Annotated in this window: 22 protein-coding genes; 14 read left to right on the top strand and 8 right to left on the bottom strand. The window is 65.1% G+C overall.

Annotation, left to right across the window (positions count from 1 at the left end; genetic code table 11):
- Nucleotides 1–2: 2 nt before the first annotated feature.
- The gene (locus JQC81_RS02100) at nt 3–2,807 is read left to right on the top strand and encodes a DUF4159 domain-containing protein (protein ID WP_203270051.1); all 2,805 of its coding nucleotides are present in this window, start codon (nt 3–5) and stop codon (nt 2,805–2,807) included.
- A 12-nt stretch (nt 2,808–2,819) separates the two neighbouring features.
- The gene (locus JQC81_RS02095) at nt 2,820–4,892 is read left to right on the top strand and encodes a hypothetical protein (RefSeq protein WP_203270050.1); all 2,073 of its coding nucleotides are present in this window, start codon (nt 2,820–2,822) and stop codon (nt 4,890–4,892) included.
- Between the two features lie 136 nt (nt 4,893–5,028).
- Here the strand turns inward: JQC81_RS02095 and JQC81_RS02090 are convergent, their stop codons facing one another.
- Both JQC81_RS02090 and JQC81_RS02085 read right to left on the bottom strand, forming a co-directional pair.
- The gene (locus JQC81_RS02090) at nt 5,029–5,541 is read right to left on the bottom strand and encodes a GNAT family N-acetyltransferase (protein ID WP_203270049.1); all 513 of its coding nucleotides are present in this window, start codon (nt 5,539–5,541) and stop codon (nt 5,029–5,031) included.
- Between the two features lie 152 nt (nt 5,542–5,693).
- On the bottom strand, nt 5,694–6,176 hold the full coding sequence (locus JQC81_RS02085) for an NUDIX domain-containing protein (RefSeq protein ID WP_203270048.1): 483 nt from the start codon (nt 6,174–6,176) through the stop codon (nt 5,694–5,696).
- A 336-nt stretch (nt 6,177–6,512) separates the two neighbouring features.
- Between JQC81_RS02085 and mbfA the strand changes: the two genes are divergently transcribed.
- From mbfA to JQC81_RS02040, 9 genes are all read left to right on the top strand, one after another.
- Entirely contained in the window at nt 6,513–7,484 is a 972-nt protein-coding gene (gene mbfA, locus JQC81_RS02080; protein WP_203270047.1) for an iron exporter MbfA, read from the top strand.
- A 54-nt stretch (nt 7,485–7,538) separates the two neighbouring features.
- Nucleotides 7,539–8,453: a metallophosphoesterase family protein gene (locus tag JQC81_RS02075; protein ID WP_203270088.1), complete on the top strand. Its 915-nt coding sequence runs from the start codon at nt 7,539–7,541 to the stop codon at nt 8,451–8,453.
- Nucleotides 8,454–8,787: 334 nt separating this feature from the next.
- Complete coding sequence (locus tag JQC81_RS02070) at nt 8,788–9,612, top strand: DUF4142 domain-containing protein (RefSeq protein ID WP_203270046.1); 825 nt, start codon at nt 8,788–8,790, stop codon at nt 9,610–9,612.
- A 157-nt stretch (nt 9,613–9,769) separates the two neighbouring features.
- A complete protein-coding gene (locus JQC81_RS02065) occupies nt 9,770–10,468 on the top strand; it encodes a fumarylacetoacetate hydrolase family protein (RefSeq protein WP_203270045.1) in 699 nt (232 codons plus the stop codon).
- 125 nt (nt 10,469–10,593) lie between these two features.
- A complete protein-coding gene (locus tag JQC81_RS02060) occupies nt 10,594–11,439 on the top strand; it encodes a transporter substrate-binding domain-containing protein (protein WP_203270044.1) in 846 nt (281 codons plus the stop codon).
- Between the two features lie 217 nt (nt 11,440–11,656).
- Nucleotides 11,657–12,502 carry a lysine/arginine/ornithine ABC transporter substrate-binding protein gene (locus JQC81_RS02055; protein ID WP_203270043.1) on the top strand — a complete coding sequence of 282 codons (846 nt, stop codon included), beginning with the start codon at nt 11,657–11,659 and terminating at the stop codon, nt 12,500–12,502.
- Between the two features lie 130 nt (nt 12,503–12,632).
- Nucleotides 12,633–13,355 carry an ABC transporter permease gene (locus tag JQC81_RS02050; RefSeq protein WP_203270042.1) on the top strand — a complete coding sequence of 241 codons (723 nt, stop codon included), beginning with the start codon at nt 12,633–12,635 and terminating at the stop codon, nt 13,353–13,355.
- Nucleotides 13,355–14,080 carry an ABC transporter permease gene (locus tag JQC81_RS02045; protein ID WP_203270041.1) on the top strand — a complete coding sequence of 242 codons (726 nt, stop codon included), beginning with the start codon at nt 13,355–13,357 and terminating at the stop codon, nt 14,078–14,080. Before JQC81_RS02050 ends, JQC81_RS02045 begins: the two co-directional genes overlap by 1 nt.
- Nucleotides 14,073–14,882 (top strand): ABC transporter ATP-binding protein, encoded by an 810-nt coding sequence (locus JQC81_RS02040; protein WP_203270040.1) that lies wholly within the window; start codon nt 14,073–14,075, stop codon nt 14,880–14,882. Before JQC81_RS02045 ends, JQC81_RS02040 begins: the two co-directional genes overlap by 8 nt.
- Before the next feature lie 187 nt (nt 14,883–15,069).
- Here the strand turns inward: JQC81_RS02040 and JQC81_RS02035 are convergent, their stop codons facing one another.
- The 3 genes from JQC81_RS02035 to JQC81_RS02025 all read right to left on the bottom strand — a co-directional run bounded on the left by JQC81_RS02035 (nt 15,070) and on the right by JQC81_RS02025 (nt 16,140).
- On the bottom strand, nt 15,070–15,456 hold the full coding sequence (locus tag JQC81_RS02035) for a hypothetical protein (protein WP_203270039.1): 387 nt from the start codon (nt 15,454–15,456) through the stop codon (nt 15,070–15,072).
- Nucleotides 15,457–15,894, bottom strand: coding sequence for a DUF4112 domain-containing protein (locus JQC81_RS02030; protein WP_203270038.1), 438 nt, complete (start codon nt 15,892–15,894; stop codon nt 15,457–15,459).
- Between the two features lie 75 nt (nt 15,895–15,969).
- On the bottom strand, nt 15,970–16,140 hold the full coding sequence (locus JQC81_RS02025) for a hypothetical protein (RefSeq protein ID WP_203270037.1): 171 nt from the start codon (nt 16,138–16,140) through the stop codon (nt 15,970–15,972).
- A 90-nt stretch (nt 16,141–16,230) separates the two neighbouring features.
- Between JQC81_RS02025 and JQC81_RS02020 the strand changes: the two genes are divergently transcribed.
- Complete coding sequence (locus tag JQC81_RS02020; protein ID WP_203270036.1) at nt 16,231–16,773, top strand: D-Ala-D-Ala carboxypeptidase family metallohydrolase; 543 nt, start codon at nt 16,231–16,233, stop codon at nt 16,771–16,773.
- A gap of 113 nt (nt 16,774–16,886) precedes the next feature.
- On the top strand, nt 16,887–17,759 hold the full coding sequence (locus JQC81_RS02015) for an alpha/beta fold hydrolase (protein ID WP_203270035.1): 873 nt from the start codon (nt 16,887–16,889) through the stop codon (nt 17,757–17,759).
- Nucleotides 17,760–17,781: 22 nt separating this feature from the next.
- Here the strand turns inward: JQC81_RS02015 and JQC81_RS02010 are convergent, their stop codons facing one another.
- The 3 genes from JQC81_RS02010 to JQC81_RS02000 all read right to left on the bottom strand — a co-directional run bounded on the left by JQC81_RS02010 (nt 17,782) and on the right by JQC81_RS02000 (nt 20,440).
- A complete protein-coding gene (locus tag JQC81_RS02010) occupies nt 17,782–18,546 on the bottom strand; it encodes a LamB/YcsF family protein (protein ID WP_203270034.1) in 765 nt (254 codons plus the stop codon).
- Nucleotides 18,547–18,551: 5 nt separating this feature from the next.
- A complete protein-coding gene (gene pncB / locus JQC81_RS02005) occupies nt 18,552–19,844 on the bottom strand; it encodes a nicotinate phosphoribosyltransferase (RefSeq protein WP_203270033.1) in 1,293 nt (430 codons plus the stop codon).
- A 92-nt stretch (nt 19,845–19,936) separates the two neighbouring features.
- Nucleotides 19,937–20,440 carry a pyridoxamine 5'-phosphate oxidase family protein gene (locus tag JQC81_RS02000; RefSeq protein ID WP_203270032.1) on the bottom strand — a complete coding sequence of 168 codons (504 nt, stop codon included), beginning with the start codon at nt 20,438–20,440 and terminating at the stop codon, nt 19,937–19,939.
- 218 nt (nt 20,441–20,658) lie between these two features.
- Here JQC81_RS02000 and JQC81_RS01995 point away from each other — a divergent pair, with 218 nt between their 5' ends.
- Nucleotides 20,659–21,786: an Mrp/NBP35 family ATP-binding protein gene (locus tag JQC81_RS01995; RefSeq protein ID WP_203270031.1), complete on the top strand. Its 1,128-nt coding sequence runs from the start codon at nt 20,659–20,661 to the stop codon at nt 21,784–21,786.
- The last annotated feature ends 4 nt before the right edge of the window (nt 21,787–21,790 follow it).

Here is a 21,790-nt window from a genome sequence, read left to right as displayed (position 1 = left end):
CGATGCTGGGCCTGCCTCTCACCTTCACCGTTCCGCTCGTCCTCACGGCGCTTGCAGCGCTCCCGGCGATCTGGCTGCTCCTGCGCATCACGCCGCCGCAGCCGAAGCGCGTGGATTTCCCGCCGCTCAGGATCATGGCCGACCTGCGCCCCGAGCAGGAGATGCCCGCCCGCACGCCCTGGTGGCTCCTGCTCCTGCGGCTGCTGCTCGCCGCCTTCCTGATCCTCGCGGCCTCCGGGCCGATCTGGAATCCCCTGGCCGAGGACAACAACCGCTCGCCGCTTCTCATCATGCTCGACAACGGCTTTGCCGCCGCCCACGACTGGCGCGACCGCATGAACCTGGCGTCCGAGCGCATCGAGGCGGCGGGACGCGACGGGCGCACCGTGGCTCTCGTGGCGACGGCCGAAACGCCTGCCGCCCTCGAGCCTGCGAGCCCCGCTGCGGCGCTCGAACGCCTGCGCTCCCTGAAGCCCCTGCCGCACCTGCAGGACCGCCAGGCGCATCTCGAGTCCATCAGGCGCTTCCTGGAGGCGACGCCTGACGCCAACATCGTCTGGATCAGCGACGGGGTCGCGGGCGTTGATGGGCAAGGCTTCATCGACGGTTTGGCCCAGATGGCGGACAGCCGGCAGATCACCGTTCTGAAAGCGGAGCGCGCTCCGGCCCTTGCGATTGCCGGCGTGGAGAACGCCGGCGGCCAGCTGAACGTGAAGCTGGTGCGCCCCGAACCGAACGGTCGCGACTCCGGCGCCATTCGCGTCCTCGATCTCAAGAGCCTCCCGCTCGCCGACGCGCGTTTCTCGTTCGAGGCCAATGCCACAGAGACCAATGCGGCGTTCGACCTGCCCACCGAGATCCGCAACGCCATCGCGCGCATCGAGATTTTAGGCGAGGGTTCGGCCGGTGCCGTGCACCTGCTCGATGAACGGGGCAAGCGGCGGCGCGTCGGCCTCGTGTTCGGCGGCACCTCGGATCGGGCGCAGCCGCTCCTCTCGCCGCTCTACTACATCGAGCGCGCGCTCGCGCCCTATTCCGAAATCCGCCAGGGCCGCGGCGGCGTGGCCGATGCGGTGAACCAGCTCATCGACGAGCAGGTCTCCGTGCTGGTGCTGGCCGACGTGGGCGGGCTCGACCGGGAGACGCTGGGCAAGATCACCGCATTCGTGGAGCAGGGCGGGATGCTGCTGCGCTTCGCGGGCTCGCGGCTGGCGGCCGGCAACGACGAGCTCGTGCCGGTGCGCCTTCGCCGCGGCGGACGCAGCCTCGGCGGCACGCTGTCCTGGGACACACCCAAAACCTTCGCGCCCTTCACCCGTGAGAGCCCCTTCTTCGGCCTTACCGTGCCGGAAGAAATCGGCATCCGCCGCCAGATCCTCGCGGAGCCCGACGGCGACCTGCCGGCCAAGACCTGGGCGTCGCTGGCCGACGGCACGCCCATCGTGACGGCAGACAAGCGCGGCGACGGCATGATCGTGCTCTTCCACGTGACCGCCGACACCACCTGGTCGAACCTTCCCCTGTCGGGCCTCTTCGTCGACATGCTGCGCCGGACCACGGCCCTGGCCGGCGCGCCGAACGACGTGAACGCAGAGTCCCGCAACGCGGAGAACGAAACCGTGGCGCCCCGTCTGACCCTTGATGGCTATGGCATCTACATCTCTCCGCCGGCAAACGCCCGACCGGTGACGCGCACCTATGCCGAGCGGGCGACGGGCGAGCACCCGCCGGGCTTCTACGGCCCGGTGGATTCGAGCCTGGCGGTCAATGCGCTCCTGCCGGGTGACCGGCTGGCAGCGCTGAACTTCACTTCCCTCAACGCCCGGATCGCTCCGCTGGCCGGAGCCCAGACCGTCGATCTGCGCATGCCGCTCTTCATGCTGGCCCTGCTGCTGCTGGTTGCCGACACCATCGCGTCGCTCTGGCTCGGCGGCCACCTGTCCAATCTCTCCGGCCGCCTGCGCAAGGCGGGCGCCGCGGCGGCGATCGTCCTGGGCTCCACGCTGCTCATCAACCCCATCTCGGATGCCGGCGCGCAGGAGCGCCGGTCGTCGATGACCATGGAAAGCTCCAGCCCCGCCCTCGTGACGCGGCTCGCCTACGTGATCACCGGGGATGCACAGGTGGACGAGACCAGCAAGGCGGGCCTCACCGGGCTGACGCAGGTGCTGAGCCAGCGCACCGCCCTGTCGCCGGGCGAACCCATCGGCATTGACCTGTCGCGGGACGAGGTGGCGTTCTATCCGCTGCTCTACTGGCCCATCGTGGCGGGCAGGCCGCTGCCGTCCGAGGCTGCGATCCGGCGCCTCGATGCCTTCATGAAGGGCGGCGGCACCGTGATCTTCGACACGCGCGATGCCTTCGGCAGCCGCATCGACGGCGCCGCCTCGCCCGAGGGGCAGCAACTTCGACGGATGCTGGCAGGCCTCGATATTCCGGAGATCGAGCCCGTGCCGCCCGATCATGTGCTCACGAAGACCTTCTACATTCTCGACAGCTTCCCCGGGCGCTACTCCACGGGGCAGACCTGGGTCGAGGTCCTGCCGCCGGAGGCGGAAGGCGAGGCCAACCGCCCGGCCCGCTCGGGCGACGGCGTCTCACCGATCATCATCACGTCGAACGATCTCGCGGCCGCCTGGGCCGTGGGCCCGCGGGGCGAGTGGCTCTATCCCGTCGTCGGCAGCGACCAGCGCCAGCGGGAATTCTCATATCGCAGCGGCGTCAACATCGTCATGTACGCGCTCACCGGCAACTACAAGGCCGACCAGGTGCACGTGCCGGCCCTGCTCGAACGCCTCGGGCAGTAAGGGGTAGATCTTTTGCTTTCCATCAGCTTCTCCCCCCTCATTCCCGACTATGCCCTCTGGGCTCTCGGTGCGGTCGTCGCCCTTCTGGCGGTCCTGGCCCTCGTCACTCGCGGGCCCGTGGCGATTCTTCGCGCCGTGGCTCTCGGCCTCGTTCTGCTCGCGCTCGCCAACCCGGCGCTGGTGCAGGAGGACCGGGAGAAGGTGAAGGACATCGTGGCGGTAGTGATCGACCGCTCCACTTCGCAGACCCTGGGCGACCGCTCACCCATGACCGATCAGGTGCGCGCCGAGCTGGAGCGCCGCTTCGGCTCGCTGGCCGATGTGGATCCACGCTTCATCGAGGCCGATGACGGCAATGGCGACGACGGTACGCGCCTGTTCGCGGCGCTCTCCAACGGCCTTGCCGACGTGCCGCCGGATCGCCTCGCCGGCGTCATCTTCGTCACCGACGGCGTCGTGCACGACATTCCGCCATCCGTGCAAGGGCTCGGGTTCCGGGCGCCTCTTCACGCGCTCATCACCGGCCGGCCCGACGAGCGCGACCGGCAGATCAAGCTTTTGGAGGCCCCGCGCTTCGGCATCGTCGGCAAGGACCAGACCATCCGCGCCCAGGTGATGGAGCGCGGCGGCACGGGCACGGCTCAGGTGACCGTGCGCCGGGACGGGCAGGTGCTCACCCGGCAGCAGGTACGCGCGGATACGCCCTTCTCCCTCGACGTGCGCATCGAGCATGGCGGCACCAATGTGGTCGAGCTCGAAGTGGAGGGCCTGCCCAACGAGCTGACCCAGGCCAACAACCGGGCCGTGGTTCCCATCGAGGGCATTCGCGACAAGCTGCGCGTACTTCTGGTTTCCGGCGAGCCCCATGCGGGCGAGCGCACCTGGCGCAATCTGCTGAAGTCGGACGCCAACGTGGACCTCGTGCATTTCACGATCCTGCGCCCGCCGGAGAAGCAGGACGGAACACCGATCAACGAGCTGTCGCTGATCGCCTTCCCGACCCGCGAGCTGTTCCAGCAGAAGATCAAGGAATTCGACCTGATCATCTTCGACCGCTACGCCAACCAGAGCATCCTGCCCTCGAGCTATTTCGAGAACATCGTGCGCTACGTGCGCGAGGGCGGAGCGATCCTCGTGGCGGCGGGGCCGGAATTCGCGAGCTACGGCAGCCTGGCGCAGACCCGGCTTTCGCCCATCATTCCGGGCCAGCCCAACGGCAGCATCATCGAGCAGCCCTACAAGGCCGAGATCACCGATACCGGCGACCGCCATCCCGTGACCCGCGACCTGCCGGGTTCGGAGCAGTCTCCTCCCGCCTGGGGCGAGTGGCTGCGCATCATCGGCTCGCAGGTGCAATCCGGCTCGACCCTGATGTCGGGCGCCAACGACCTGCCGCTTCTCGTGCTGCGCCGGGAGGACAAGGGACGCGTGGCGCTCCTGCTCTCCGATCATGCCTGGCTCTGGGCCCGCGGCTATCAGGAGGGAGGCCCGCATCTCGACCTCCTGCGCCGCCTCGCGCACTGGCTTATGAAGGAGCCGGCCCTGGAGGAGGAAGCCCTGCGGGCGAGCGCGCAAGGGCGCGACATCCGCATCGAGCGGCAGACCATGGCGGAGACGACCCCTCCGGCGACCCTCGTCGCACCGAGCGGCCAGGAGAGCAGCGTGCCACTCACCGAGTCGCGCCCGGGCCTGTTCACCGCCCAGGTGGCGAGCCGCGAACTCGGGCTTCACACGGTGCGCTCGGGCGACCTCATCGCCTTCGTCAGCATCGGGCCGGCCAATCCGCGCGAGCTGATGGACGTGTTCAGCAACGCGGAGGCTCTTGAGCCTATTGCGGAGGCAACGGGCGGCTCGGTGCGGCGCGTGGCCATGGCGGGCGACCAGAGCATCACCCTGCCCCGCATCATCGCGGTGCATTCGGGCTCCCGCTTTGCCGGCGGCGACTGGATCGGCATCAGGCCGAGCGACAGCGCCATCGTGCGCGGCGTCTCGGTTTTCCCGATGGCGCTGGGCTTTATCGGATTGGTGCTGCTGATCGGCTCGACGCTCGCCGCCTGGCTGATCGAAGGACGGCGAAGGGCGTGAGCGCTGCAACCCGCTGCCACGTCATCACCGGCCTTGTGCCGGTGATCTCGATTGTTTGAAGTGCTGAGCTTTTCCGTATCGGGATGACCGGCACAAGGCCGGCCATGATGTGGAGAGGTTGCGAGAGGCTGGGGCTCTACTGGCTCATGTCAGAAATCGTGCTCACAAGCCCCTTCGCGCGGGCCAGCGCCCCCTCTTCCAGTTCCAGGGCGAGAAAGCGTCCCGGATTGACCGGGCCTGGGAGCTGCAGGTGCTGGGGCGGAATGCGCTTGAAGCCGAAGCGGCTGTAATAGGGCTCGTCGCCCACCAGCAGCACCAGGGTATGACCCTTGGCCTTGGCGGCCTCCAGCGACCGGCGCATGAGGGCGGCGCCGATGCCGCGGCTCTCGAAGGCTGGTTCCACGGTCAGCGGCCCGAGCACGAGGGCGGGTTCGTCACCTGCCATCACGGGCGTCAAGCGCACGGAACCGACCAGCAGCGTGCCGACCATGGCGGTGAAGGACAGGTCGAGCAGATGCGGCACCCCTTCGCGCAGGCGCGAGGCGGTGCGGGCGAAGCGGCCGGGGCCGAAGGCACGCTCGTGCAGGCGCTCGATGGCTTCGGAATCGATGGGTTGCTCGGTGCGGATCTGGAGCGAGAGCTCGGTCATGAACGGACTCTGGGCGAAAGACGAAATGAATAAGGCGGCCGGACGAGTGTCAGCCGTGTCGTCGTCGCAGAATCCGGGTGATCGTCATGGGGCTCGGCGTTTCCTCTTGGCACTAGGCCATAGCAGCGTCGCGAACGCGGCGCAAATCCTCTTCACCAATGCGTCGAGGGAGACTGTCCTTCGAGGATTTCCGCCAGACGGCTCCGGGTGGCCGAGGTCGTCTCCTCGGGCAAGTCGTCGATGGGGAAGAACCCCGCTTCGGCGATCTCCCGGTCCGGCTGTTTCTCTTCCAGGACCGTAAAGCGCCGGATCACATAGACCAGGACGTGGTCGCGCCGGGACACCCGGTTGTTGAAGAACACGCCGAACAGGTGGGGAGCATCGTCCATGGCGATGCACGCCTCCTCGCGCAGTTCACGGCCCAGCGCCTCCAGGGCCGTCTCGCCGGTCTCGACGCCCCCGCCCGGCAGATGCCAGCCCGGCACGTAGGTGTGCCGGATGAGGAAGACCCGGTTCTCACGGTCGAGCACGACGCCTCGAACGCCGAGCGTCATGCCTCTGGAGAAGCGCCAATAGGTGTGCAGCCCCAGGGACAGGAGGCGAGAGGATTTCCGGGATGGCGCGGAGTCGGACATCGGTTGATGCCATCATAACAAGATTACCGGACGATGAATGTAGTCATTCATCAAATGCATGGCAGTGGCATCATTTTGGCGCGTGACCCGCATCATACGAAGGTCTAAGACAACGGCAACCAAAGGTGTTCCAATGTTTCTCGCTTTCATCCTGTCCCGCCTGAACCGCTCGGCTCGCTTCTCCTGGTCTCCGGCCCTCAACTTCGACGACCGTTCGGTCTACTCGACCCTGATCCCAGGCGCGCAGTACTGAGTTCGGACGAGCCCCTGTCCGCATGACAGGGGACTTGGCTATGGCGCGGCTCTCTTTTAGAATTATTCTAAATTGGAGCCGCCATGAAGTCCCTGTCCGAACTGTCTGAGCGCGAGGTCGTCGCGCTTGCCATCGCGAGCGAAGAGGAAGACTCGCGGGTCTATCAGCATTTCGCCGATCGCCTCCGGCCCGACTTTCCCGCCTCGGCCGAGATCTTCGATGGCATGGCCGAGGAAGAGCGCGAGCATCGCAACTCCCTCTATGGCTTCTACCGCTCCCGCTTCGGTGAGCACCTGCCTCCCATCCGCCGGGAGGACGTGCGCGGCTTCCTGAAGCGCCGCGCCGTCTGGTGGAGCCCCCATCTCGATCTCGACCGGATGCGCCGCGAGGCAGAGGTCATGGAGCTGCAGGCTGCAAGCTTCTACGAGAAGGCCGCCGGGCAGACCCTGGACGTGTCCCTTCGGGAGCTGTTCACCAGGCTGGCCGAGATCGAGCGTGGACACGAGCGCAAGGCCGGCGAACTCCATGCCGCCCACCTGACAGACAACGCTCAAGCCGCCGAGGAGCACGCCCGCCGACGCCTCTTCGTGCTGCAATATGTGCAGCCGGGGCTCGCCGGCCTCATCGACGGTTCCGTCTCGACGCTCGCGCCCCTCTTCGCCGCCGCCTTCGCTACCCAGAACAACTGGGAGACCTTTCTGGTGGGGCTCGCAGCCTCCGTAGGCGCCGGCATCAGCATGGGCCTGACCGAGGCTCTCTCCGATGACGGCGAGATCACCGGGCGCGGCTCGCCCTGGCTGCGCGGCCTCGTCTGCGGCCTGATGACGGCGGCCGGCGGCATCGGCCATACGCTGCCCTATCTGGTGCCGGATTCCTGGCCCAACGCCTTCATCCTGGCCACCAGCATTGCGGCCCTCGTGGTGGCGGTGGAACTCGTGGCGATCTCCTGGATCCGGACGAAGTACATGGAGACGCCGTTCTGGAGCGCCACCTATCAGGTGGTCGTCGGCGGCGTGCTGGTGCTTCTGGCCGGTATCTTCATCGGCAGCGCTTGACGCAAGCGGGGACCCGCGCGAGTTCTCGTGTCCACCCGCATCAACCCGGCTGCCATGTTCCGCATCGCCCATCTGACCGACCCCCATGTGGGCCCCCTGCCCCGGCCGCGCCTGAAGCAGCTTCTGAGCAAGCGACTGACCGGCTGGTACAACTGGCACCGCAGCCGGCAGGATATGCACGACATGGAGCTCCTGGCCGCCCTGGTGGCCGACATCCATGCTCAGAAGCCCGACCACATCACCTGCACGGGCGACACCTGCAATATCGGCCTGCCGGAAGAGTGGAAGACCTCCCGGGTCTTCCTGGAGGAGCTCGGCGACCCGTCTCGCGTCACCTTCGTGCCGGGCAATCACGACGCCTACGTCCGTGGCTCCCTCGAAGGGCTCATGAAGGAAATCGCCCCATGGACCCGGGACGATGACGGCAGCGAGGCGAGCTTCCCCTATCTGCGTCGCTACGGGTCTATCGCGATCGTCGGGCTGTCATCCGCCATCCCGACGCTTCCCTTCGTGGCGTCGGGCAGGGTCGGCTCCCGGCAGATGAAGGCCACCGAGGAGATCCTCAAGGCGCTGGGCGAGGAGCCGGGCTGCTTCCGGATCGTGCTCATCCACCATCCGCCGCATGTGGGCGGGGCGGATCCGGGCCGCAACCTGACCGATGCCAAGCGCTTTGAGAAGATGCTGTGCCGTGCGGGTGCGGAACTCGTGCTGCATGGCCACAACCATGTGGGGTCGCTCGCCCATCTCGACGGCCCGCGCGGCCCGATCCCCGTCATCGGCGCGCCCTCGGCCTCCGCTCGCGGCGGAACGCTGACCCATACCGCCGGCTATCATCTCTTCACGGTCGGCCGGGATGAAACCGGCTTTACCCTGATGGCGGAGCGAAGGGGCTTGAAGCCCGATGGAACGGTCGGCGGCCTGGGCATGCTCTCGCTCGCCCGCATCCGTCAGCCGCATGAGCAGAGCTAGAGCATTTTTTCGGCGAAGTGGCTCCGGTTCGCCGTTAGAAAATGCGGCAAACCAAAGAAGAGAGATGATTCCACGCAAGTGGAAACAGCTCTAGCACAGAAGCCTCGATCTCCGGCCTGCTCCGACTAACCCAAGTTAACTTACGGCCGCGAACGAGCAAAGACGAAGCTAAGCTTCAGTATTCAGATCAGATTTTCTTCGCACAATCCCGTCAGTTTCCTGGAACCGCTTAGATCGCTCTCCGTTGAAGGGGTGCAGCAGCCACCCATGAACTTCGCAAGCCTGTCGGGCTGCGCACGGTGTTCTGCGACCCGAGAAAACAGGAGTTCATCTCATGAAAAAGTATGTTGCCCTCGCGGCATTGTTCGCATCCGTTTCGGCCGCCCCGGCCTCCGCTCAGATGGTCCTGGACAGCCAGAGCTATCGCATGATGGCGGCTCAATCGGATGCTTTCGAGATTGCCACCAGCCAGCTCGCCCTTGAGCGTTCCCGCAATCCGACCGTCCGTCGCTATGCCCAGCAGATGATCCAGGATCACTCCATGACGAGCCAGGCCCTGAACGGCGGCCGTGCGGTCTATGGCGCCAACGGTCAGTTCATTGGCGGCTCCCTGAGCGGCACCCTGGCGGGCGCCGGCATCGGCGCCCTCGTGGGCGGCCCGGTGGGCGCAGCCGTCGGCGCCGGCATCGGTGCGACCGCTGGTACGACAGCGGGTGCTGCGGCGAGCGGCTCGCCCAGCACAGCTGGCGGTTCGGCGACCGGTGCTCTGGCTGGCGCCGGTGTGGGCGCCCTGGTCGGCGGTCCGGTGGGCGCCGCTGTTGGCGCCGGCATCGGCGCGACCACCGGCTCGGCAGCCGGCGCTGCGGCCGACGTTCAGTCGACAGGCTCGGTGACCCCAATCCGCCTCGGCGTTCCGCTTCCGCCGGACAAGATGGCCATGCTGAACCAGCTCGCCTCGACCTCCGGCCCGCAGTTTGACCGTCTCTACGGACAGGCTCAGCGCATGGGCCACCAGGAGGCCCTTGCCCTCCACACGAGCTACGCTCAGGCCGGCAGCGATCCGTCGCTGCGCCAGTTCGCGGCCTCGGTGGTTCCGCATATCGAGCACCACCTCGAGGATGCCCGCCGCCTTCCCGGCGCGACTGCCCGCCGCCGCTAAGCGGCCCTGAGCCAAAACCTTCTGACGCGGCGGGTCCATCGGACCCGCCGTTTCCGTTTGCGATGGCCTTCAGGGATGGACAAAGTCTTTTGCCCGCTTGTGATGCGGGCGGCACGGTGTAGGAAGGGGCATCGGATTTCCTGTCTCGCGAGCTCCCATGACCTACGTCATTCCCGCACCTTCGATCCCCGCCCTCCCGGTTGCCGGCACCGGCGATCTATTCCCGGTCCGCCGGGTCTATTGTGTCGGCCGCAACTATGCCGCCCATGCCCGTGAGATGGGTGGCGACCCGACCCGGGAGCCTCCCTTCTTCTTCATGAAGCCGGCGGATGCCCTGCAGCCCGTCGCGGAGGGCGCGACCGTCGATCATCCCTACCCGCCCAAAACCGGGAACTATCATTTCGAAATCGAGATGGTGGTGGCCCTGGCCAAGGGTGGCCGGGACATCCCCGTCGAGCAGGCCCTCGACCATGTCTTCGGCTATGCGGTCGGTCTCGACATGACCCGCCGCGACCTGCAGGACGAGGCCAAGCAGCTCCGGCGTCCCTGGGAGCTGGGCAAGGCGGCCGATCTGTCCGGCCCCGTTGGCCCGATTCACCCCGTTTCAAAGATCGGGCACCCGTCGCGCGGCGTCATCTCCCTGTCCGTCGATGGGACCGGCAAGCAGCAGGCCGACCTGTCGGACATGATCTGGTCGGTAGCCGAGCAGATCGCTTACCTCTCCTCGTATTTCGAGCTTGCGCCGGGTGACGTGATCTTCTCCGGCACGCCGGAAGGCGTGGGCGCGGTGGCAAAGGGCCAGACCATGACGGGAGCCGTCGAGGGCTTGGGCGAGATCCGATTGCGGGTTGTGTAAGGCCCGCCTGCAACCCCTTGCCTTTTTTGCGAGATTGGCCGTTACTGCGTCACGGCGCGGCCCGGAAGGGCTGCGGTAAGTTACGCTCCGGCTCAGTCTGGGGCCACAAAACTAAGGGAACGACAATGAAATTCGTTAAGACCGTCGGCTTGGCTCTTCTCGGTTCCGCTCTTGCGCTCGGTGGAGCAGCCGCACAGGAGAAGACGGTAAAGATCGCCACGGAAGGCGCTTACGCCCCCTGGAACTTCACGGGCGCAGGCGGCAAGCTCGAAGGCTTCGAGATCGATCTGGCCAACGACCTGTGCGCGCGCATGAGGGTGAAGTGCGAGATCGTGGCCCAGGACTGGGACGGCATCATCCCGGCGCTGACCGCCAAGAAGTACGACGCCATCATGGCCGGCATGAGCATCACGGACGAGCGCAAGAAGACCATCGACTTCGCCGGCCCCTATGCCAATTCCCCGAACGGCTTCCTCGTCGCGAAGAACTCCGACCTCGCCAAGATGCCTGGCAAGGGTGAGGCCTTCAACCTCGGCTCGCAGCAGGCCGCCGCCGAGAAGGCCATCCAGGCCTACAAGCCGCTCCTGAAGGGCAAGACCATCGGCGTCCAGGGCTCGACCATCCACGCGAGCTTCGCCGACAAGTACCTGAAGGACACCGCCGAGATCCGCGAGTACAAGACCACCGAGCAGCATGACCTGGACCTCGCCGCAGGCCGCATAGATGCGGTTCTAGCCGACTCCACGGCCATCATCGGCACCCTCGATAAGCCCGAGTTCAAGGACTACACCATGGCCGGCCCGTCCATCACCGGCGGCATTCTGGGCGCCGGCGTCGGCGTCGGCATGCGCAAGGGCGAGACCGAGCTGCAGAAGAGCTTCGAAGCTGCGATCCAAGCTGCGGTCAAGGACGGCACCGTGAAGAAGCTATCCGAAAAGTGGTTCAAGATTGATCTGACTCCCCGCGGCTGATCGATATCGCCGGCACGATCAAGGCGCGGCTCCGGCCGCGCCTTTTTCATATCGGGCTGCACCATTTGCAGCTGAAATAGCCAGCTTGGCCAGTTTATTCAGCATGTTTAGGACTTGCGCCGGCTTGGCTTTTGACTGTTAGCTTTCAGGTGCGGCATGAGAGCCCTATTGCTCCGGCCGACAACAGGATCAGTCGAAGCTGACCAGAGGGATGACGATGAAACTACTCAAGGCAATCGGTCTCGGCCTGCTAGCCTCCGCTCTTGCGACCGGCGGAGCGGCCGCACAGGAGAAGACGGTCAAGATCGCTACGGAAGGCGCTTACGCCCCCTGGAACTTCACGGGCGCAGGCGGCAAGCTCGAGGGCTTCGAGATAGACCTCGCCAATGAGCTCTGCGGCCGCATGAAAGTGAAGTGCGAGATCGTGGCCCAGGATTGGGACGGCATCATCCCGGCCCTCCAGGCGAAGAAGTACGACGCGATCATGGCCGGCATGAACATCACGGACAAGCGCCTGGAAGTGATCAACTTCTCGCTTCCCTACGCCTCTACGCCGCACGGTTTCGGCGTGATGAAGGACTCGCCACTCGCCAAGCTGGCCGGAAGCGGCACGACGGTGAGCTTCGAGAAGGATCCCGAGGGTGCGAAGAAGGCCATCGAGGCCTGGAAGCCGCTTCTGAAGGGCAAGACGGTCGGCGTGCAGGGTTCGACCGTGAACTCGCAGTTCCTGGAGCAGCACCTCAAGGACACGATCGAGATCCGCGAGTACAAGACGACGGAGCAGCACGATCTCGACCTGACCGCAGGCCGCATCGATGCGATCTTCGCCGGCCACGGGGCCTTGAAGGCCACGCAGGAGAAGCCCGAATTCAAGGACATGGTGATCGCCGGCACGGGCATGCGCGGCGGCGTGCTGGGCCGCGGCGTCGCCGTGGGCATGCGCAAGGACGACGCGGAGTTGAAGAAGGGCTTCGACGAGGCCATTCAGGCTGCGATCAAGGACGGCACGATCAAGAAGCTGTCCGAGAAGTGGTTCAAGATCGACGCGACCCCGCAGGTTTGACGACGTAGGAAATCTATCCCGGGCCTGCTCTGGCACCCGGGATAGATCCGGTTAAAGGCCGGATGTTAAAGGTGCCGTCTCGCCCGCTGCCTTCCACAGAGGCGAGACATATTCAGGAAAGTTGAGACGCGTGCAGCAACTGAGCTATTTCGAGCTCGTCGGGTTCGGTCCCAATGGATGGGGATGGGCTCTCCTCACCGCAGCGGGCATGACGATTGCGGTCGCCATCTGCGGCTTTCTCGCGGGCACCGTCGTCGGTACCTTCGTGGCCTGGGGCAAGATCGGCGGCAATCTCGTGATCCGCAGCCTCGCGGATGGCTACACCACCGTCCTGCGCGGCATTCCCGATCTCCTCGTGATCTATCTGTTCTATTTCGGCGGCAGCGCGGCGCTCGGCGCCATCGGCAGCCTCTTCGGCGCCGATGGATTCATCGGCGTGCCGGCCTTCGTCACCGGGGCCCTTGCGATCGGCATCATCTCGGGAGCCTACCAGGCCGAAGTGTTTCGCGGCGCCTATCAGGTGGTCAGCCGCGGCGAGATCGAGGCGGCACGCTCCGTGGGCATGCATCGCTGGCTCATGTTCCGCCGCATCATCGCCCCGCAGGTGCTGCGCTATGCCATTCCCGGCCTTGGCAACACATGGCAGCTGGTGCTGAAGGAATCGGCCCTCATCTCGGTGACCGGCCTCGTGGAGCTGCTGCGCCAGTCGCACATTGCGGCGGGTTCCACCCGGCGCCCGTTCGACTTCTATCTCACGGCGGCCGTGCTCTACCTGCTCATCACCTGGGTTTCGACATACCTGTTCCAGCGCGCGGAGACCCACTCGATGCGTGGCATGCGGAGGGCTTCCTGATGGACTTCGCCTTCATGCGGGACACCTTCCTGACGCTCATAGGCGGCGTGCCGCTGACGCTGAACCTGGCCTTCATGGCCGTGGGCCTTGGCGCCATCCTCGCCTTGCTCCTCGCGCTCATGCGCATATCGGGGCTCAAGGTGCTGAACTGGCCGGCACAGGCTTATGTCTTCGTGTTCCGCGGAACGCCGCTGCTCGTGCAGATCTTCCTGATCTATTACGGCCTCGGCCAGTTTCGCCCGACCCTGCAGGAATGGGGCTTGTGGGTCTTCTTCCGCGAGCCCTATTGGTGCGCAGTCTTCGCGCTCACGCTCAACACGGCGGCTTACGCCAGCGAGATCATCCGCGGCGGCCTGCAATCCGTTCCCCACAACCAGGTCGAGGCCGCGCGGGCCTGCGGCATGTCGGGCTTCCTGCTCTTCCGCCGCATCGTGTTCCCCATCGCGGTTCGCCAGGCGCTTCCGGCCTATGGCAGCGAGATCATCCTGATGGTGAAGGCGACGTCGCTGGCCTCGATCATCACCATGATGGAAATCACCGGGCTTGCCGCCAAACTGATCTCGCAAAGCTTCCGCGCGGTCGAGGTCTTCGTTGTCGCCGGCCTGATCTATCTCGTTCTGAACTTCATCATCACCCGCATCATCATGGCCATCGAATGGTGGCTCTCGCCTCACCTGCGCCGCCCGCCGGCTGTGGAGCCGCGTCTGGAGGCCGCCCATGTCTAACGGAGTTGCAGCCTTGTCGCCCCACGTTGCGTCGTCCGAGGCGGCTCCGGCCGTTTCCGTGCAGAACCTCCGCAAGAGCTTCGGATCGCTCGAAGTTCTCAAAGGCGTTTCCTTAAACGCCCGGGAAGGCGACGTGATCTCGATCCTCGGCGCCTCCGGCTCCGGCAAGTCGACCATGCTCCGCTGCATCAACATGCTGGAGGTGCCGGATTCCGGCGAGATCCGCATCGGCGGGGAGACCATCGGACTGAAGAAGAGCCGAAGGGGCATGGAGCCGGCCGATCAGCGCCAGGTGGACCGGATCCGCTCGCGCGTTGCCATGGTTTTCCAGAGCTTCAATCTCTGGTCCCACATGACCATCCTGGAGAATGTGATCGAGGCGCCTGTCCACGTGCAGAAGCGCCCGAAGGCAGAATGCATCGCCGAGGCCGAGGAGCTGCTGGCGAAGGTGGGCATCGTCGACAAGCGCAATCAATATCCCTCGCACCTGTCCGGCGGCCAGCAGCAGCGCGCCGCCATCGCGCGGGCGCTCGCCATGCACCCGAAGGTGATGCTCTTCGACGAGCCGACATCCGCGCTCGATCCGGAACTCGTCGGCGAGGTGCTGCGTGTGATGCGCTCGCTCGCCGAGGAGGGCCGCACCATGCTGGTGGTGACGCACGAGATGGGCTTTGCCCGCGACGTGTCGAACCGGGTCGTGTTCCTGCACAAGGGCGTGGTGGAGGAGGAAGGCGCACCGGCGGAGGTATTCGAAGCTCCGAAATCCGAGCGCTTCAAGCAGTTCATCTCAAGCCATCGCTAGAACATTGCCCAGCGGTGCTGGTGTCATTCCCGGCCGGAGCGCAGCGGACGGGAAGGGAATCAACTCGCACCCTCTGCGCCATGGATCCCCTTCCCTCGCTACGCTCGCCGGGGATGACATGTGCTTTGGCCGATCACCCAAGGCCAGAAAAGCGAAGGGCGAAGCGGCATCCGCTTCGCCCTTTTCATTAGCGCCTTTCGATCCGCCGGATTGGAGGCTGTCCGGATGATGATGTGAATGGACCCGACGTGCGAGGATCGCCTCGGGGCCCACGCCACTCTTCGACGTACTGCTCACGTCTTGCGCCGCCCAGAAACAGGCCGAGCACGGCCGGAACGGCGAGAATAAGCAGCGACACGAGCGCCCAGACGACCACGATGGCGCCAAGGCCTAGGCCCCTGAGAGTCATCAGAGCCCAGGACAGCCACTCGACCGCCTCGGGATTCCCCGGAACGATGTCGGCATTGCGGGCCGCAACGCCGCCGAAGAAGTCCAGCAGGCCGTAAGCGCCCCAAGCGAACAACGACCAGATCGCCACGGCCATCCAGGCGACAATCCACAGCAGCCGTCTCATTCAGCGCTCCTCGATCCTGACCGCGGTGCCGTCGATCTCCTTCGGCCCGCGCTTGGGCGTGCCGAGATGCTCATGGATGATGCGCAGGTTCCGCTCGTTGGCCTTGAAGAAAACGTCGAACACGTCGCCCGCAAGGGGAATGGCACCGAGGGTTGTGTCGACCGCCACGTTGCCGATCATGCGGGCGATCTTCCAGCGCGGCAGACCCAGCTGGCGGGCTTCCCAGATGATATAACTTGCGAGCGCCGCAGAGAGCGCATCGCCGATGCCCGGCACGAGGCCCAGCACCGCGTCCAGGCCCACACGCCGGTTCAGGCCCGGAATCAGAAAGGCGCTGTCCATCAGCTTTGCAACCAGCGTGATGCGCGCTATCGCATCCTCCCGGCTCGGGCCGGCAGTTTTGATCGCATCGAAAACAGCACTACGGGAAGCGTTCATTCCAGTCTCCAGCAGACCGAAAGCTTATCGGTCCCATGCGCGAAATGTGTGTATCGGGCTCACGGACTGCAAGAGTTAAAGCTCTGTTATTTCAAAACTAACACCAAATTTCTCACGCGCCTGAATTCCTTGCAGGTTAAAGCTTTGCCAACCATGCACGTGATCGACGGCTCCCATTCCCGCCTGCACACCCTTGCCTAGTGCCAAGCTTCTTTTAGGTTGCCTTCCGTAGCGTTCTTCACGCAACCGTCAGTTACCTGACCAATAAGACAATGCCGCTGGGAGGACCATTTCTGCGGCATGAAATTCTGTAGGGGCTCAGAACGGGAGAACCCGATGAGCATCACCCCCCGAGTGCGCCACGCGTCGAGATACTGTCTTGTGACCAGCGCGTTTCTGTTCGGGCTGTCACCGGCTGCGCTCAAAGCCGGAGACGGTGACGAAGGGCTCGTACCGCCCGCTCAATATGTCAGCCTCCCCTCCAACGACGAGATGAACGATCCCAAGACGACAGGAAGCCTGCCGAGTGCGCGAACTCTCTCCGGTTTCGCGTCGCTGGTCTCACAGGGGGCGATCACGCTGCGAGCGAGTGCTCCGACCAATTGCGTTCCGGGCAATCTGCGCGAGGTCGTCGCTTCTGTGGCGGCGAAATTCGGTCCGGTCAGCGTTGAATCCACCCATCGCAACCGCTCCCGCAACTGGCGCGCAGGCGGCGCGCGCCAATCTCTCCACCTCTCGTGCCGGGCCATCGACTTCAGGGTCCGCACCCGCGTGCGCGGCGTGATGGCCTATCTGCGGTCTCACCCGCAGGTTGGGGGCCTGAAGATGTACCGGAACGGCATCATCCACATCGACAATGGGGAGCGCCGCTCCTGGTGAGACTGCGTCATCTCGCATTCGCCGTGAACCACAGGGCTGCGATCTGCCATTCGCAGCCCTGCGACGTTTCGTTGACGCTGGTTTCAAAGCGAAAACTGTAAGACACTCACGGGATGTTCGAGACTTTCACCCACCGTCGAATCGAAACATCCGAGGCCGTCATCAACCTGCGTGTCGGCGGCAGCGGTCCGCCCGTGCTCCTGCTGCATGGACATCCGCAGACGCATGTCATGTGGCACAAGGTGGCGCCGAAGCTTGCCGAGAGCTACACGATCGTGTGCGCCGACCTGCGCGGCTATGGCGACAGCTCCAAGCCTCCGACAGACGAGCAGCATGAGCCCTATTCCAAACGAGCCATGGCGCGCGACCAGGTGGAGGTCATGCGGGCCCTGGGCTTCGAGCGCTTTGCCGTCGTCGGTCACGACCGCGGCGGACGCTGTGCATACCGCATGGCGCTCGACCATCCGGACCGGATCGTGGCGCTGTCGGTTCTCGACATCATCCCGACCGCGGAGCATTTCCAGCGCACGGACATGGCGTTCGCCATGGGCTACTGGCACTGGTTCTTTCTTGCGCAGCCTCATCCGTTGCCGGAGCGACTGATCGCGTCGGATCCCGATGCCATCTATCTTCGCCGCGGGCGCTCGATGTTCGATGAAGAAGCACTTGTCGAATACCGCCGCTGCTTTACCGATCCGGACACGATCCACGCCATGTGCGAGGATTATCGCGCCGGCGCGACCATCGATATGCACCTCGACGAAGAAGACCGGAAGGCGGGCCGGCGGATCCTATGCCCGGTCCAGGCGCTCTGGGGCCGCAGGAACGGCCTCGATCAATGGTACGATGTGCCGGCCGTCTGGCGTGACTGGGCCGATCACGTGGAGGGCCACGCCATCGATTGCGGCCACTATCTCGCCGAGGAAGCGCCGGAAGAAACCCTCGCGGCGCTGCAGCCCTTCCTAGCCAAAGCTTTCGGGCGCTAAAAGAGGCGGCGCCTCACCAGTTTCAGGAAGCTGCGAACGGCGCGATCCTGACGCCATTCGCCTCCAGCTTCGCACGCACGGTCCGTGCCATGGCCACGGCGCTCGGCTCGTCACCGTGCACGCAGATCGTATCGATCTCGACCGGGATCCGCTTGCCGGATACCGTCGTGATCGCCCTGTCCTGCACGGCGCGCAGAATGCGCTCAGCCGCAAATTGCGCATCGTGCAGCACGGAGCCGGGCTTCTTGCGGCTGGTGAGCGTGCCGTTGTCCTCATATGTGCGGTCGGCGAAAATTTCACGGACGACCGGAATGCCGACGCTGTGAGACGCCTTCTCCATCAGAAGGCCCGGCATGCACATGTTGATGAGGCTCGCATCGACGCCCTTGATGGCGCGGGCGATCGCGAGAGCGAGATCCTCGTCCTCGTTGGCCATGTTGTTGAGTGCGCCGTGCACCTTCACATAGGTGACCTTGTGGCCGGCGAGCGACGCCACGGCCTGCATGGCGCCGATCTGATAGGCGATCATGCGCTCGATCTCGGGGGGGGAGTCCCCGCGGATCATGCGGCGGCCGAAGCCGTGCAAGTCGTTGAAGCCGGGATGCGCTCCGATGGCCACGCCCTTGCGCTTCGCGATCTCCGCCGTGCGGAACATGATGGACGGATCGCCCGCGTGGAATCCGCAGGCGATGTTGGCAGAAGACACGATGTCGAGCATCGCCTCGTCGTCTCCCATCGGCCAGGGACCGAAGCCTTCGCCCATGTCGCAGTTGAGATCGATGATCATGTTCGTCACACCAAAACAGGTTTCGCCGCTTGCTCGCCCACGTGGAAGATGCGCTTGTAACGCTCGACTTCTGCTTTCGGCCCCATGGCCTTCGTGGGATTGTCGGAGAGTTTCACCGTCGGGCGGCCATCGGCCGAGATGACCTTGCAGACGATGGAGATCGGATCGAGCTTTCCATCGGGTGCCAGCCCGCGGAAATCATTCGTGAGCAGCGTACCCCAGCCGTAGCCGATGCGCATGCGGCCGCGGAAATGCCGGTGGATGCGCTCGATCACGTCCACGTCCAGGCCGTCGGAGAAGATCGCGAGCTTCTCGCGCGGGTTCTGCCCGCGCTGGCGCCACCATTCGATGGCCTCCTCGCCACCCTCGATGGGATCCTTGGAATCGACGCGGATGCCGGTCCAGGCCGGCACCCACTCAGGCGCGTTCTGCAGGAAGTTCGTGGTGCCGTAGGTATCGGGCAGAATGACGAGCAGGTTGCCCTCGTAATCCTCCTGCCAGTCGGACAGCACGTTATAGGGAGCCTGGGCCAGTTCTTCATCGGATTCGGCCAGGGCCGCATAGACCATGGGAAGCTCATGGGCGTTGGTGCCCACGGCCTCCACTTCCTGGCGCAGGGCGATCAGGCAATTGGACGTTCCGAGGAAGGACGATCCAAGCCCTTCCATCATGGCCTGCACGCACCAATCCTGCCAGAGAAACCCATGGCGGCGACGGGTGCCGAAATCGGCGATGGAAAGATCCGGCAGGCTTTTGAGCCGCTCGATCTTCTCCCAGACCCGGGTCATGGCGCGGGCGTAGAGCACCTGAAGCTCGAACTTGCCCATTCCCCTGAGGACCCCTCGGGAGCGCAGCTCGTTGAGGATCGCCAGCGCCGGGATCTCCCACATGGTGGTCTCGATCCAGGGGCCGTGGAAGGTCAGGACGTATTGACCGTCCTCCTTCTCCAGCAGGTATTCCGGAAAGCGGAAGGTCTCGAGCCAGTCCATGAACTCCGGCGAGAACATCTGCCGCTTGCCATAGAAGGTGTTGCCCCGCAGCCAGGTGGACTCGCCCCGGGTCAGGCGCAGGCTGCGCACATGATCAAGCTGCTCGCGCAGCTCGCCGGCATCAATGATGTCGGCCAGGCGGATGCGGGTGGTCCGGTTGTGGATGCCGAACGTCACCTGCACGTCCCGATGGCGTCGAAAGATCGTCTGCGCCATCAGCAACTTGTAGAAATCCGTATCCAGAACCGACCGGACGATCGGGTCGATCTTCCAGGTATGGTTGTAGACGCGGGTCGCGATGTCCACCATCGCCGGCTCCTTGCTACTCACGGGGAGCAGGACAATAGCGAAGGGCCGCCCTTGATGAAAGAGCGGCCCGGAGAAACAAGCTTGATGGGCGATCAGGTCAGGTTGACTTTCGCCTGATCGCCGGGCTTCGGCGACTCGCCCGTCACCACGGCCTTCGCGTAGCCGTAGAGATGCACCAGGGTCGAGGATGGGCTGTCCCAGTACTCGCCCTTTGCCGGATGCACGCGGATCAGGGCGATCTGCGGATCATCCGTCCCTTTCGGGAACCAGGCGCGCAGGGGCTCAGACCATTTCTCCTCGATCTTCGCCTTGTCACGCACGATCTCGGCCTTGCCGGACACCGACACATAGGTCTGGCTGCTCGGATCGCTGTAGGCGAGGTTGACCTCGTTGTCGCGCGAGATCTCCGTCATCTTGGGAGACTGGATCTGAGTGAAGAACCAGAGGTCACCATGCTCGTCCGCTTCCTGGCTGTGCATAGGCCGGCTGTGCAGGGTGCCGTCGGTATCGACGGTGGTCATCATGGCGATCTTCACGTCCTTGATCAGTTCATAAAGCTTCGCAGCATTCGGATCGTTATGGCCGTGCTGGTGCATTCTCGTCTCCTCGATTGATGTCGTACGCCCGGGATGTGATCAGCGAAGGCAGCCACTCGGCCGGCCGGGCCGGCTCCCGAGGGATCGGGTGAACAACGGACAAGGTGGGCTTTGGTTCGGAATACCGCATCTTCCCGGCGGGAATGGCTTAACGAACCGCCCGGCAGCCTATAGATGTCACCGAAGACTACGCCTTGAATGGCCCAGGAGATTACAAAGTGGCGATCACCCGTGAGCATGTGCTGCAGGCCCTGTCGACCGTGCCGGTCGACGCGAGCGGAACCGACCTCGTGGCATCGGGACGCCTGTCCGATGTGGTCGTGGACGATGCGGGCCGGGTCATGTTCTCGATCACCATCGAGCCGTCCGAGGCCGCCGGCATGGAACGCGTGCGCCAGGCTGCAGTAACGGCCGTGCAGGGCCTGCCGGCGGTCAAAGGGGTTTTTGCCAGCCTGACCGCCGACCGTCCGGCAGGCTCGGGAGCTGCGTCGTCAGGCCCGGGGGCACCCGGGCGCCCCCGCTCGGCAGCCCAGCCGAAGAACCAGCGCATCCCGGGCGTGCAGCACGTGATCGCCGTGGCGTCGGGCAAAGGCGGCGTGGGCAAGTCCACCACCGCCTGCAACCTCGCCCTCGGACTGAAAGCCCTTGGCTTGAAGGTCGGCCTGCTCGATGCCGACATCTATGGCCCGTCCATGCCGAAGCTGCTCGACATCCACGGCAAGCCGCGCCTGCTGGAGAACCGGATTCTAGAGCCCATGGAGGCGTATGGGATCAAGGTCATGTCTATCGGATTCCTGGTGGAGGAAGAAGCCGCCATGATCTGGCGCGGCCCGATGGTGATGTCGGCCATCACCCAGATGCTGCGGGAGGTCGCCTGGGGCGATCTCGACGTGCTCGTGGTCGACATGCCACCCGGCACAGGCGATGCCCAGCTCACCATGGCTCAGGCGACGCCTTTGGCCGGCGCGGTGATCGTCTCGACCCCGCAGGACCTCGCTCTCATCGACGCGCGGCGCGGGGTGTCCATGTTCAAGCGGGTGGAGATCCCGATCCTCGGCATCGTCGAGAACATGGCGACCTTCGTCTGCCCCCATTGCGGGCAGAGCTCGCACATCTTCGGCCACGGCGGAGCCAGGGATGAAGCATCGCGCCTTGGCGTGCCCTTCCTCGGCGAAGTTCCGCTCAACATGACGATCCGCGAGTTGTCGGATGCAGGCCGGCCCGTCGTCGTCGCAGAGCCGGAGGGACCCCATGCCCGCATCTACAAGGACATGGCGCAGCAGGTTTGGATTGTGCTCTCGGGCGGGGCTGCCGCTCGCCCTGCGCCGCGCATCGTCATCGAGTGAGCGC

The organism is Microvirga arabica (genome assembly GCF_016811235.1).
Classification (GTDB): Bacteria; Pseudomonadota; Alphaproteobacteria; order Rhizobiales; family Beijerinckiaceae; genus Microvirga; species Microvirga arabica.
Note: the sequence above shows the minus strand (reverse complement) of the source record. Positions and strands in the feature narration are given on the sequence as shown.

Bases quoted from the DNA above. Each gene is read 5' to 3' on its own strand.
- JQC81_RS02100 (WP_203270051.1), top strand. From the start codon at position 3: ATGCTGGGCCTGCCTCTCACCTTCACCGTTCCGCTCGTCCTCACGGCG.
- JQC81_RS02090 (WP_203270049.1), bottom strand. From the start codon at position 5,541: ATGACCGAGCTCTCGCTCCAGATCCGCACCGAGCAACCCATCGATTCC.
- JQC81_RS02085 (WP_203270048.1), bottom strand. From the start codon at position 6,176: ATGTCCGACTCCGCGCCATCCCGGAAATCCTCTCGCCTCCTGTCCCTG.
- mbfA (WP_203270047.1), top strand. From the start codon at position 6,513: ATGAAGTCCCTGTCCGAACTGTCTGAGCGCGAGGTCGTCGCGCTTGCC.
- JQC81_RS02075 (WP_203270088.1), top strand. From the start codon at position 7,539: ATGTTCCGCATCGCCCATCTGACCGACCCCCATGTGGGCCCCCTGCCC.
- JQC81_RS02070 (WP_203270046.1), top strand. From the start codon at position 8,788: ATGAAAAAGTATGTTGCCCTCGCGGCATTGTTCGCATCCGTTTCGGCC.
- JQC81_RS02065 (WP_203270045.1), top strand. From the start codon at position 9,770: ATGACCTACGTCATTCCCGCACCTTCGATCCCCGCCCTCCCGGTTGCC.
- JQC81_RS02060 (WP_203270044.1), top strand. From the start codon at position 10,594: ATGAAATTCGTTAAGACCGTCGGCTTGGCTCTTCTCGGTTCCGCTCTT.
- JQC81_RS02055 (WP_203270043.1), top strand. From the start codon at position 11,657: ATGAAACTACTCAAGGCAATCGGTCTCGGCCTGCTAGCCTCCGCTCTT.
- JQC81_RS02045 (WP_203270041.1), top strand. From the start codon at position 13,355: ATGGACTTCGCCTTCATGCGGGACACCTTCCTGACGCTCATAGGCGGC.
- JQC81_RS02040 (WP_203270040.1), top strand. From the start codon at position 14,073: ATGTCTAACGGAGTTGCAGCCTTGTCGCCCCACGTTGCGTCGTCCGAG.
- JQC81_RS02035 (WP_203270039.1), bottom strand. From the start codon at position 15,456: ATGAGACGGCTGCTGTGGATTGTCGCCTGGATGGCCGTGGCGATCTGG.
- JQC81_RS02030 (WP_203270038.1), bottom strand. From the start codon at position 15,894: ATGAACGCTTCCCGTAGTGCTGTTTTCGATGCGATCAAAACTGCCGGC.
- JQC81_RS02020 (WP_203270036.1), top strand. From the start codon at position 16,231: ATGAGCATCACCCCCCGAGTGCGCCACGCGTCGAGATACTGTCTTGTG.
- JQC81_RS02015 (WP_203270035.1), top strand. From the start codon at position 16,887: ATGTTCGAGACTTTCACCCACCGTCGAATCGAAACATCCGAGGCCGTC.
- JQC81_RS02010 (WP_203270034.1), bottom strand. From the start codon at position 18,546: ATGATCATCGATCTCAACTGCGACATGGGCGAAGGCTTCGGTCCCTGG.
- pncB (WP_203270033.1), bottom strand. From the start codon at position 19,844: ATGGTGGACATCGCGACCCGCGTCTACAACCATACCTGGAAGATCGAC.
- JQC81_RS02000 (WP_203270032.1), bottom strand. From the start codon at position 20,440: ATGCACCAGCACGGCCATAACGATCCGAATGCTGCGAAGCTTTATGAA.